This window comes from Winogradskyella sp. SM1960, from assembly GCF_020179375.1.
GTDB lineage: Bacteria > Bacteroidota > Bacteroidia > Flavobacteriales > Flavobacteriaceae > Winogradskyella > Winogradskyella marina.
The window spans coordinates 276,348-289,009 of the sequence record NZ_JAICBG010000005.1; the positions used below are offsets into that span (position 1 = coordinate 276,348).

Annotated in this window: 8 protein-coding genes; 7 read left to right on the forward strand and 1 reads right to left on the reverse strand. The window is 35.2% G+C overall.

Annotated elements, in window-relative coordinates:
• Positions 1-105 precede the first annotated feature (105 nt).
• Entirely contained in the window at positions 106-2,940 is a 2,835-nt protein-coding gene (infB, locus tag K1X16_RS13580; protein WP_225036788.1) for a translation initiation factor IF-2, read from the forward strand.
• A gap of 79 nt (positions 2,941-3,019) precedes the next feature.
• Here infB and K1X16_RS13585 read toward each other — a convergent pair whose 3' ends face one another.
• Positions 3,020-3,397 (reverse strand): SPOR domain-containing protein, encoded by a 378-nt coding sequence (locus tag K1X16_RS13585; protein ID WP_195872430.1) that lies wholly within the window; start codon positions 3,395-3,397, stop codon positions 3,020-3,022.
• Between the two features lie 298 nt (positions 3,398-3,695).
• Here K1X16_RS13585 and K1X16_RS13590 point away from each other — a divergent pair, with 298 nt between their 5' ends.
• The 6 genes from K1X16_RS13590 (at position 3,696) to K1X16_RS13615 (ending at position 12,662) form a co-directional block, all read left to right on the forward strand.
• Entirely contained in the window at positions 3,696-4,988 is a 1,293-nt protein-coding gene (locus K1X16_RS13590; RefSeq protein WP_225036817.1) for a cytochrome c3 family protein, read from the forward strand.
• Positions 4,989-5,126: 138 nt separating this feature from the next.
• A complete protein-coding gene (locus K1X16_RS13595; RefSeq protein ID WP_225036789.1) occupies positions 5,127-8,369 on the forward strand; it encodes a TAT-variant-translocated molybdopterin oxidoreductase in 3,243 nt (1,080 codons plus the stop codon).
• An 87-nt stretch (positions 8,370-8,456) separates the two neighbouring features.
• On the forward strand, positions 8,457-10,190 hold the full coding sequence (gene nrfD, locus K1X16_RS13600) for an NrfD/PsrC family molybdoenzyme membrane anchor subunit (RefSeq protein ID WP_195872432.1): 1,734 nt from the start codon (positions 8,457-8,459) through the stop codon (positions 10,188-10,190).
• Positions 10,191-10,198: 8 nt separating this feature from the next.
• Positions 10,199-10,738: a DUF3341 domain-containing protein gene (locus K1X16_RS13605; protein WP_195872433.1), complete on the forward strand. Its 540-nt coding sequence runs from the start codon at positions 10,199-10,201 to the stop codon at positions 10,736-10,738.
• Between the two features lies 1 nt (position 10,739).
• Positions 10,740-11,300 (forward strand): c-type cytochrome, encoded by a 561-nt coding sequence (locus K1X16_RS13610; protein ID WP_225036790.1) that lies wholly within the window; start codon positions 10,740-10,742, stop codon positions 11,298-11,300.
• A 21-nt stretch (positions 11,301-11,321) separates the two neighbouring features.
• A complete protein-coding gene (locus tag K1X16_RS13615; RefSeq protein WP_225036791.1) occupies positions 11,322-12,662 on the forward strand; it encodes a quinol:cytochrome C oxidoreductase in 1,341 nt (446 codons plus the stop codon).

Genomic DNA, 12,662 nt, shown 5'->3' on the forward strand with positions numbered 1-12,662 from the left:
TAACTTTAAAATGAATAGCATAAATTCATTTTAAGTTGAATTGATTTCATATTAATTTTAATTTAAAATTAATATATAATATATTTAAGTATTTTAAAGCAGTTTATGGCTCAAACAACAAGATTAAACAAAGTATTAAGGGAATTAAACATCTCAATAGATCGTGCTGTGGATTTTTTAGAATCCAAAGGCATCGAAATTGAGAAAAGTCCTAATACTAAAATTTCGGCAGAGGTTTATAACACGCTTTCTGATGAATTTCAGACAGATGCATCAAAACGTGAAAAAGCTCAAGAAGTAAGTGAAGCAAAACTTAAAGAAAAAGAAGAGCTTCGCGAACAGAGAGAACGCGAAATTGAAGAAAAGCAAAAGCAAAAAGCTGAACGAGAATCAGTGGTTAAAGCTAAAGCTGAGTTAAGTGGCCCAAAACAAGTTGGTAAAATTGACTTAGATAAGAAAGCTAAAGCTGAAGAAAAGGAAGATTCTGAAATTCCTGAAACTAAGGAAGCTCCTAAAGCAACTAAGGCAACGCCTAAAGCTGAAAAGCCTGAGAAATCAACTGAAAAACCTAAAGAGGAGCCTAAGAAGGTAGAAAAGACTGAAAAGACTGAAAAGGTTGAAAAGGTTGAAAAAGCTGAGAAAGTTGAAAAACCAGTAGAGGCTAAAACAGTTGAAAAGGAGGTTAAGGCTAAAGATGTAGAAAAGTCAGAACCTAAAGTTGATTCTAAAAAAGAAGCCCCTAAAAAAGAAGAAGAAAAAACATCTACAGGGCCTGCAGAAGAAACGTTAAAGACGCAGTATAAAAAGCTTTCTGGACCAAATATTACAGGTAAAAAAATTGATTTATCTCAATTTAACAAGCCTAAAAAGAAGAAAGACGATAAGGCAAAAAGTACAGGTGATTCTAATAAACGTAAACGACGTAGAATTAGTAAAACTGGAAATGATACCTCAAATAAATCAAGGTTTGATAATAAAAGAGGTGGTCAAAAAGGTCGAGGAAATTCTAGACCTAAAGTGGTTAAAGAAGAACCTAGTGAAGAAGATGTACAAAAGCAAATCCGCGAAACTTTAGAAAAGCTTCAAGGAAAATCAAATAAAGGTAAAGGAGCAAAATACCGTAGAGATAAAAGAGATCAACACCGTCAACAAACGGAAATCGATCAAGAAATTGCAGCAGCAGAAAGTAAAACATTAAAGGTTACTGAGTTTGTAACTGTAAGTGAAATGGCTACAATGATGGAAGTTGGAGTAACACAAGTTATTTCAGCGTGTATGTCTTTAGGTATGATGGTAACCATGAACCAAAGATTAGATGCAGAAACCTTAACCATTGTTGCAGAAGAATTTGGTTTCGATGTTGAATTTATCAAAGCAGATATCGAAGAATCAATAAAGGTTGTTGAAGATGATCCAAAAGATTTAATAGAAAGAGCTCCTATCGTTACCGTTATGGGTCACGTAGATCATGGTAAAACATCGCTTTTAGATTATATACGTAAAGAAAATGTAATTGCAGGTGAGTCTGGTGGTATTACACAGCACATTGGTGCTTATGGAGTACAATTAGAAAACGGGCAAAAAATAGCCTTCTTAGATACACCAGGTCACGAAGCCTTTACGGCAATGCGTGCACGTGGTGCTCAGGTAACTGATATCGCTATTATTGTTGTTGCAGCAGATGATGCTATAATGCCTCAAACAAAAGAAGCTATTTCTCATGCGCAAGCAGCAGGAGTACCAATTGTATTTGCAATTAACAAAATAGATAAGCCAGGTGCTAATCCTGAAAAAGTGAAAGAACAATTAGCACAAATGAATCTCTTAGTAGAGGATTGGGGAGGTAAAATTCAATCTCACGATATTTCTGCTAAAATGGGAACTGGTGTTAAAGAATTATTAGAAAAAGTATTGCTAGAAGCAGAATTGTTAGAGCTTAAAGCGAATCCTAATAAGATTGCTAGTGGTACTGTAGTAGAAGCTTACTTAGATAAAGGTAGAGGATATGTGTCAACAATCTTAGTACAAGCAGGTACATTGCGCGTTGGTGATTATGTTTTAGCAGGTAAGAATAGTGGTAAAGTTAAAGCCATGCAAGATGAACGGGGTAACGATGTTGAAGAAGCTGGTCCAGCAACTCCTGTATCAATTCTAGGTTTAGATGGTGCGCCACAGGCAGGTGATAAGTTCAATGTCTTTGAAGATGAAAGAGAAGCGAAACAAATTGCTACAAAACGTACGCAGTTACAACGAGAGCAATCTGTAAGAACACAACGTCATATCACACTTGATGAAATTGGAAGACGTATTGCACTTGGTGATTTCCAAGAATTAAATATTATTCTTAAAGGTGATGTTGATGGTTCTGTTGAAGCTTTAACAGATTCATTCCAGAAGTTATCTACTGAAGAAATTCAAGTTAATATTATACATAAAGGAGTTGGTGCCATTACAGAAAGTGATGTGTTGTTAGCAACAGCGTCTGATGCGATTATCGTCGGCTTTAATGTGCGTCCTGTAGGAAATGCAAGAATGATTGCAGATAAAGAGGAAATCGATATCAGAACATACTCAATTATCTATGCAGCGATAAACGATCTTAAAGACGCTATGGAAGGTATGTTATCTCCAGAAGTTAAAGAGGAAGTTACAGGTACTGCAGAAATTAGAGAAATATTTAAAGTCTCTAAAGTTGGTAACATTGCTGGTTGTATGGTAATGAATGGTAAGATCTTTAGAAATTCTGGTATCCGCATCATTAGAGATGGTGTTGTAGTTCACACAGGATCGTTAGAAGCTCTAAAACGCTTTAAAGATGATGTTAAGGAAGTATCTAAAGGATATGATTGTGGTATGCAAATTAAAGGCTATAACGACATCGCTGTAGGTGATGTTATAGAAGCATTCCAAGAAGTAGAAGTAAAGAAAAAGTTGAAATAGCAACTTTAAAAACTGATAGAAATAAAAAAACCGACAATCAATTGTCGGTTTTTTTTATGGGATAAAATGAAATGCGTTTTTAATCTGTTTTTGGTTGAAGTATGTTAGCATACATATAGTTTTCTTTAATTTTAACTAACGCGCGATCCGCTTCAAGTCTAGTGGCGAAATTCCCTACCCATACCTTGTAGTTTGGAGTGTTCCAGATAATTTCTGTAGGCCATTCGTTATAGGTGTTTAAGAAGTTTGTTTTCTCGCGCTGCGCCTTATCAATGTCGTTACTTTGGTACACTTGAATTTTATAAACCTTTGAGGTTTTTACATCTTTTTTAAATTCAAGTAGCTTATCTATATCACTATCTTGACTGATATTAACAACCCCTTGTTGTGCGTGTAACGAAAATGTTAGGCCTAAACCTAAAGCTAATAGTGCTAAATTTTTATTTTTTATTTTCATAAGTTCAAATTATTATGGCAAAGGTAAAGCATTCAAATTAACATGTACAATTATTTTTTATTGACATTTTAATTGTAATCAATTGCGCTTCAAGCGCTCGATATATAAGTAACGAATATTCGCATAAAAAATTCTAAAAATGTTATTTAGAATAAGTATAAATTATCTATTAACACTTCTCTAAGATTTTCAAAATCGACTTTAAATGTTACTTTTGCCAGAGTTTTTATAACGTCTTTTTTTACTATTTTTAATGAAAAAATCGTACCAAAGTTTAGAAGATAATCCAACTTATAATATGAAACAGGTGATTTACTGTAGTTTAACCTCGAAGATGTTTAATCTTTGTCTTGTTCTATTGCTTTCTTTTTCAACAGCCCTTGCGGCTCAAGAAGGTGACCCAGTAAAAGGGAAATCACTGTATAACACTAATTGTGCAGCTTGTCATAGATTAGATAAGCCACTTACGGGTCCGGCTTTACGTGGTGTTGAAGCCCGTTTAATGGATGAGCAAGGTTTAGGTCGAGATTGGCTTCAAGCATGGATTAGAAATAGTGCAGGTGTAATTAGTTCTGGTGATTCGTATGCTAACAAAGTATTTGCAGAATGGAACAACGTTCCAATGACACCGTTCCCACAATTAAGTGATCAAGATATTTCTGATATTTTAGCGTATACGGCTGAACCAAAACCAGAGCCTGTTGTTGTGGAAGGTAGTGTTGAGGGAGCTCCTGTTCAATCAGGCGGAATATCTAACGACATAATTCTTGGAGCACTTGCTTTATTATTCGGATTGTTAGCTGTTGCACTTGTCTTAGTAAATCGTACATTAAATCGTTTTGCTGAAGCTAAAGATATCGCTGTTGTGGCAGAGCGTGAAAAAAGCACACCGTTATGGAAAGCTTTTGCTCAAAACCAATTTTTGGTATTAGTTACTGCAATCGTATTTTTACTAGCAGCTGGTTACTTTGTGTATGGCTTCTTTATGCAAGTGGGTGTAGATCAAGGTTACGAACCAGTACAGCCAATTCACTACTCACATAGAATTCATGCTGGAGATAATGGCATCGATTGTAAGTTTTGTCACTCTTCTGCTAGAGTGAGTAAAACCTCTGGTATTCCTTCGTTGAATGTATGTATGAATTGTCATAAGTCAATTTCAGAAGTGTCTGCTGATACTCATGCAGAAGGTATGAATGAATACGGAGTAGATTACAATAAAGAAATTCAAAAATTATACGATGCTGTTGGTTGGGATGGTACAGGTTATACTGGTGAAGCAAAACCTGTAAAATGGATTCGTATTCATAACTTACCAGACTTTGCTTACTTTAATCACTCACAGCACGTAGAAGTAGGTGGTATTGAGTGTCAAACGTGTCATGGTCCTGTTGAAGAAATGGAAATTATGTATCAGCATGAGCCATTAACTATGGGATGGTGTATTAACTGTCACAGAGAAACTAACGTAAAAGTTAAGGATAACGAATATTACACTAAAATTCACGAAGAACTTTCTAAAAAGTATGGTGTTGAGGAATTGACAGTCGCACAAATGGGTGGTTTAGAATGTGGTAAGTGTCACTATTAAAAACGCGTTAGCGTGATTGTGTCAAGAAGCACAAAAGAAGAGAATTAAATTTAAAGGAATTAAATATTTAGATTGAATTGATTGAAGTTTTAAGACTTTAATATTAAATTCTAAAATCGAAAATTATAAATAAACACTATGTCATCAAACAAGAAATACTGGAAAAGTGTTGAAGAGCTAAACGAAAATAGCTCTATTGTTGAGGCGCTTCAACAAAATGAATTTGTGGAAGAGATTCCTACAGACGATTTTTTGGGAGATAAAGAGTCTTTAGAGTCTTCATCTACATCGCGTCGTGATTTCTTAAAATACGTTGGTTTTAGTACAGCAGCAGCTTCTTTGGCTGCCTGTGAAGGACCTGTGATTAAATCCATTCCTTATATAGTACAGCCAACTGAGATTGTTCCAGGTGTTGCTAACTATTATGCAACGACAATTGCAGATGGTTTTGATTTTACAAGTGTTTTAGTTAAGACAAGAGAAGGTCGACCAATTAAAATTGAAAACAACTTAGATGCTGCATCAAATGGTGTTGCCAACGCTAGAGTTAATGCTTCAGTTTTAGGATTGTACGATAACCTAAGAGTAAAGTCACCTATGAAAGGAGATTCAAAAATCTCTTGGGAAACTTTTATGTCTGAGACAACTTCAAAATTAAATGGACTAAACGGTAAGCCAATTGTATTGTTAACGCAATCTATGCCGAGTCCATCAACTAATAAATTAATTGCAGAGTTTAAAGCAAAATTTGGCAACGTAAGTCACGTGTCTTATGATGCAGTTTCAGAGTCTGCAACTTTAGATGCCTACCAAGCAAAGTATGGCACAAGAGGAATGGCTAATTACGATTTCTCTAAAGCAATGACTATTGTGTCGGTTGGTGCTGATTTTCTTGGAGACTGGCAAGGCGGAGGATTTGAATCTGCTTATGCTAAAAAGCGTATTCCAGAGAATGGAAAAATGTCGAGACATATTCAATTTGAATCTAATATGTCTTTATCTGGTGCAAATGCAGATAAGCGTGTGTCATTAACGCCAAGCCAACAAAAACTAGCACTTGCTAAACTTTATAGTTATGTAACAGGTGTAGCATTGCCAGGATCTTTGCCAGAAGCTTTAGATAAAGCGGTGAAAGATGCAGCAAAAGAATTAAGTAAAGCTGGTAGTAATGGTGTTGTGGTTTCTGGTATACAGGATGTGAATGCACAAACGACAGTTTTAGAGATCAATGAGCACTTAAGAAGTAAAGCTTTTGATCCTAAAACAACGATTAAAATTAGACAAGGGAGTAATAAAGCAGTTACACAATTAGTAGCTGATATGAAAGCTGGTAAAATTGGTGCCATCATTATGAATGGTGTTAACCCAATGTATACGTTACCAAACGCTTCAGACTTTAAAGAAGGATTAGCAAAAACAGAGTTGTCAGTTGCGTTTTCAATGAAGCAAGATGAAACATCAACAAACTGTGAATATATTGCTGCCACTCCACACAATTTAGAGTCTTGGGGAGATTTCGAATTCAAAACTGGTCATTATTCAATGATGCAGCCTACAATTCGTCCGTTGTTTGATACCAAGCAATTTCAAGACGTATTAATGGCCTGGACAGAAACGTCTGGGACGTATAGAGATTATATTAAATCTGTTTGGACGGCGGGTATTTTAAATGGTTCTTCATTTAATAAAGCAGTTCAAGATGGTGTTTTTGTAACCGGTTCATCAGGATTTGGTGCAAATGGATCATCAACTACAACAACGACGTCATCAGAATTACAAGACAAAAAGGATAGAACCTTTTTAGGTGGAGTAATACATGATGTAGCTGTCGGTGTTGGTATTAAGGACGAAGATAAAGACGTCTATAAAACGACGACAACTACAACTACTGTAAACAATGGTAATACCTTAGATACGTCAGCTGTCTTAACTGGCGGTACAGCAGCAAGAGCTTTAGCAGCTTCTGCAAAAGAAGGTAAGTTAGAATTGTCACTCTATACTAAAACAGGTATGGGAGATGGACAACAAGCTAACAATCCATGGTTACAAGAATTTCCAGATCCTATAACAAGAGCAACTTGGGATAACTATATTACATTATCGCAAGCAGACGCTAAAGCATACGATTTAATTAATGAGAATGTTGCTAATGGTGGTCTTAATGGAAGTTATGTAGATGTTACCGTAAATGGTGTTACAGTTCCTAAAGTGCCAGTTTTAATTCAACCAGGACAAGCTAAAGGTTCTGTTGGTTTAGCATTTGGTTACGGAAGAACGTCTAAAGCCCTTAAAGAGGAAATGAAAACGGGTGTGAATGCATACCCACTTTATCAAGATTTCAATGCCGTACAGGAGGTAACGATTAGTAAAGTTGCTGGAGAGCACGAATTTGCTTGTGTACAATTGCATAATACTTTAATGGGGCGTGGTGATATCATCAAAGAAACAACCCTAGAGGTATTTAATACAAAAGATAAGAAACACTGGAATGCCGTTCCAGAAGTTTCACTTAATCATATTTCAACTCCTGTATCATCTCCAGATGTAGATTTATGGGATGAGTTTGATCGTTCTATTGGTCATCATTTTAACTTATCTATCGACTTAAACGCTTGTACAGGTTGTGGAGCATGTGTAATTGCATGTCATGCCGAAAACAACGTACCAGTCGTTGGTAAATCTGAAATGAGACGTAGTAGAGATATGCACTGGTTGCGTATTGATCGTTATTATTCATCTGAAGATACCTTTAAAGATGACTTAGATAAGAAAAATAATATTTCTGGTTTAGGTAGTTCTTTAAGTGAATTTGGTGAGTTAGAAGATCCTGCAGATAATCCTCAAGTTGTTTTTCAACCTGTAATGTGTCAGCATTGTAATCATGCACCTTGTGAAACAGTTTGTCCTGTTGCTGCAACAGTACATGGTCGTCAAGGTCAAAACCAAATGGCTTATAACCGTTGTGTAGGTACACGTTATTGTGCAAACAACTGTCCGTACAAAGTTCGTCGTTTCAATTGGTTCTTATACAACAAGAATGATGAATTTGATTATTACATGAATGACGATTTAGGCCGTATGGTATTAAATCCAGATGTTGTAGTGAGATCTCGTGGTGTAATGGAAAAATGTTCTATGTGTATTCAAAAAACACAAAAAACAATTCTAGATGCTAAACGCGATGGTAGAGCAATTAAAGATGGTGAATTTGAAACAGCATGTTCAGCAGCTTGTGGAAATGGTGCAATGATATTTGGTGATGTTAATGATAAAGACAGTAAAATATCAGCATTAAAAGAAGATGACCGTATGTATCATATGTTAGAATACGTAGGTACAAAACCTAATGTAATTTATCAAACAAAGGTTAGAAACTCATAGAAAGTTGAAAGTCTGAAGTTGGAATTTTAAGTCAATTTGGTTTCAATTTCATAATAATAGAATAATTAAAGAAACAAGTATATAATTATGGCGTCTCATTACGAAGCACCTATTAGAAGACCTTTAGTAACTGGCGAGAAATCGTATCACGATGTTACATTAGATGTAGCAAGACCAGTAGAAGGCAAAGCCAACAAAGCATGGTGGATTGTTTTCAGTATTTCTTTGGTCGCATTCCTTTGGGGAATAGGTTGTATTATTTATACCGTATCTACTGGTATTGGTGTTTGGGGTTTAAACAAGACCGTAAACTGGGCTTGGGATATTACTAACTTCGTTTGGTGGGTTGGTATTGGTCACGCAGGAACATTAATTTCTGCAGTACTATTATTATTCCGTCAAAAATGGAGAATGGCTATTAACCGTTCTGCAGAAGCCATGACAATATTTGCAGTATTCCAAGCAGGATTGTTCCCTATTATTCACATGGGTCGTCCATGGTTAGCGTATTGGGTATTACCAATTCCAAATCAATTTGGTTCGTTATGGGTAAATTTTAACTCACCATTACTTTGGGATGTATTTGCAATCTCTACCTATTTATCTGTGTCATTGGTATTCTGGTGGACAGGTTTATTACCAGATTTTGCGATGTTAAGAGATAGAGCTATACGTCCTTTTCAAAAGAAAATTTATGCTTTATTAAGTTTCGGTTGGTCGGGTCGTGCAAAAGATTGGCAACGTTTTGAAGAAGTATCTTTAGTACTTGCTGGCTTAGCAACACCTTTAGTACTTTCTGTACATACCATTGTATCTTTTGATTTTGCTACTTCGGTAATTCCAGGTTGGCATACAACGATTTTCCCACCTTACTTCGTAGCAGGTGCTGTATTCTCAGGATTTGCTATGGTAAATACACTTCTTATTATTATGAGAAAAGTGTGTAACCTTGAAGATTATATTACAGTACAACACATCGAATTAATGAACATTGTAATTATGATTACAGGTTCTATCGTTGGTGTAGCTTATATTACTGAGTTATTCATCGCATGGTATTCTGGTGTAGAATACGAACAGTTTGCCTTTTTGAATAGAGCAACTGGACCTTACTGGTGGGCTTACTGGTGCATGATGACCTTTAACGTATTCTCTCCACAATTTATGTGGTTTAAGAAATTACGAACAAGTATAATGTTCTCATTCTTTATTTCAATTATTGTAAACATCGGAATGTGGTTTGAGCGTTTTGTAATTATTGTAACGTCATTACATAGAGATTACTTACCATCTTCTTGGACAATGTTCTCTCCAACATTTGTTGATATTGGAATTTTTATCGGAACCATTGGATTTTTCTTTGTGTTATTCTTATTGTACTCACGTACATTCCCAGTAATTGCACAAGCTGAAGTGAAAACAATTTTAAAGTCTTCAGGTGAAAGCTATAAGAATATTAGAGAACGTGGAGATAGTTTAGTAGGAACTGGTGCAGATAATAGAACGTCAAATTATAAAATTCCAGAAACTACTACGGCTTCAAAACCAACCCAAGATAATGTTGAAAAAGTCGGTAACTTACTAGAAGGAATTGGAAGATTTGATCCTTCTGTACAGACAGCAGATGATTTAAAAGTTATTAGCGGAATTGGGCCAAAAATGGAAGAAGTCCTTAATAACATTGGTATATTTACTTATGCACAAGTAAGTAAAATGACAAAAAGAGAATATGACTTGTTAGACGAAATTACAGGTTCTTTCCCTGGAAGAGCAGAACGTGATGATTGGTCAGGACAAGCTAAAGAATTATTAAACAACTAATATAGTCTATGGAAGCTTCGAAAGTAATTCATGCTATTTATACAGATGATGATGTATTAATGTCAGCCGTTAAAAAGGTGAAAGCAGAAAGACATCACATAGAAGAGATTTATACGCCTTTTCCAGTTCATGGACTAGACAAGGCAATGGGACTAGCACCTACACGTTTGGCAATAACAGCGTTTTTATATGGATGTGTTGGTTTAGCTGTAGCTACAGTTATGATGAATTTTATAATGATAGAAGATTGGCCGCAAGATATTGGTGGTAAACCAAGCTTTAGTTATATAGAAAACATGCCAGCCTTTGTGCCAATAATGTTTGAGCTAACGGTATTTTTCGCAGCGCATTTAATGGTTATTACGTTTTACTTAAGAAGTAGAATGTGGCCATTTAAAGACGCTGAAAATCCAGATCCAAGAACTACGGATGACCATTTCTTAATGGAAATCTCGGTTAATAATAACGAAGAATCATTAACTAATCTGTTGAAAGATACAGGTGCTGTTGAGATAAATATTATTGATAAAGATGAAGATGCACATTAATATGAAGATAGCCGCAAAATATATCGTAGTGTTAGGACTATTGGTAGGTCTTGTATCTTGCCAAGAGAATTCTAGGCCAAACTATCAATACATGCCAAACATGTATGAACCGGTTGGTTATGAAACATATCAAGAATCTGATGCTTTTGCAAACGGTAAACAAGGTCAGTTACCAGCTGAAGGAACAATACCAAGAGGAGATTTTATGCCTTTTGAAATAGAAAATACGACAGAAGGGTTTCAGTTCGCTAAAGAAAACTTAGAAAGTCCTCTAGATTCTAGTGCTGTTGATTATGAAAGAGGAGGACAACTGTTTGCCATTTATTGTGGTATTTGTCATGGAAATAAAGGAGATGGTCAAGGAAAATTGGTACAGCGTGAAAAGATTTTAGGTGTACCTAGCTATGATGATGTAGGTAGAGCGATTACAACAGGTAGTATTTATCATACGTTATATTATGGTAAAAATACAATGGGTTCTTACGCTAACCAATTAAATGAAGAAGAGCGTTGGCAAGTAGTTGCTTATGTTGAGAAACTTAAGGCTGATTTAGAAAAATAAGATTTAGATAAAGATTATATAATGGAATATAAAATTTCAAATCGATTAAGAATAGGAGCGATCATTTTAATGGTTTTAGGAGCATTAGGTGTTGGTTATGGATTCATTGATTCTCACAAGTCTTTTGAGGATGTCGAAACAATGCTAAGCGAAGAAAGTCATCACGGTGAAGTTTCTGAAGTTGCTTCTGTTGAGGAAGCTCATGGTGCTTCAAATGTAGAAGGTGATCATGCTGATGAACATAAAGAACATGTTGAGCACGTATTACACCAAGTTCATAATAGACCTTGGGCAGCATTGTATGTCGCAGGTTTCTTTTTCTTTATGATAGCCTTAGGAGTATTAGCATTTTATGCCATACAGCATGCATCGCAAGCAGGTTGGTCTCCAGTATTATTTAGAGTGATGGAAGGTATTACATCGTATGTTTTACCTGGTGGAATACTTCTATTAGTGGTAGCATTTTTTGCAGATAGTCATGTGTTTATATGGTTAACGGATGGAATGACTACGGAAGGAAGTCATAATTATGATGCTTTAGTAGCTAATAAATCGGGTTGGTTAAATAAAACAGGTTTCTTTATTAGAGCTATAATTTTCTTAGCCGGTTGGTCAGCGTATCAGTATTTTTCAAGAAAATTCTCATTAGCACAAGACAACGCAGATATCAATGATAATAGTAACTTTAAAAAGAATTTCAGAATTTCTGCTGGTTTCTTAGTATTCTTTATTTATACAGAATCAGTAATGTCTTGGGATTGGATAATGAGTGTAGATCCACACTGGTTTAGTACTTTATTTGGATGGTACGTATTATCAGGTATGCTTGTATGTGGTGTTACTGTTATTGCTATGATATCGATTTATCTTAAATCTAAAGGCTTATTAGAATATGTTAACGATAGTCACATCCACGATTTAGGTAAGTTTATGTTTGGTTTTAGTATTTTCTGGACATATTTATGGTTCTCTCAATTTATGTTAATATGGTATTCTAATATACCTGAAGAAGTAACGTATTTTATAACACGTATTGAAGACTATAATTTACCATTTTTCGGTATGGTTGCATTGAATTTTATTTTCCCACTATTATTATTAATGAATAGTGATTTCAAACGTGTAAATTGGTTTGTAATAATGACAGGTATTGTAATTCTTGGTGGTCATTATTTAGATATATTTAATATGATTATGCCGGCAACCGTTGGTGACAGATGGTTTATTGGAATTCCAGAGATAGGATCAATTTTATTCTTTGGTGGATTATTTTTGCTTATCGTATTTACGGCACTTGGCAAGTATCCATTATTAGCAAAAGGAAACCCTTTTGTTAAGGAAAGTGAACATTTCCATTATTAA

Coding starts and splice junctions, on each gene's coding strand:
- infB (WP_225036788.1), top strand. CDS start 106: ATGGCTCAAACAACAAGATTAAACAAAGTATTAAGGGAATTAAACATC.
- K1X16_RS13585 (WP_195872430.1), bottom strand. CDS start 3,397: ATGAAAATAAAAAATAAAAATTTAGCACTATTAGCTTTAGGTTTAGGC.
- K1X16_RS13590 (WP_225036817.1), top strand. CDS start 3,696: ATGAAACAGGTGATTTACTGTAGTTTAACCTCGAAGATGTTTAATCTT.
- K1X16_RS13595 (WP_225036789.1), top strand. CDS start 5,127: ATGTCATCAAACAAGAAATACTGGAAAAGTGTTGAAGAGCTAAACGAA.
- nrfD (WP_195872432.1), top strand. CDS start 8,457: ATGGCGTCTCATTACGAAGCACCTATTAGAAGACCTTTAGTAACTGGC.
- K1X16_RS13605 (WP_195872433.1), top strand. CDS start 10,199: ATGGAAGCTTCGAAAGTAATTCATGCTATTTATACAGATGATGATGTA.
- K1X16_RS13610 (WP_225036790.1), top strand. CDS start 10,740: ATGAAGATAGCCGCAAAATATATCGTAGTGTTAGGACTATTGGTAGGT.
- K1X16_RS13615 (WP_225036791.1), top strand. CDS start 11,322: ATGGAATATAAAATTTCAAATCGATTAAGAATAGGAGCGATCATTTTA.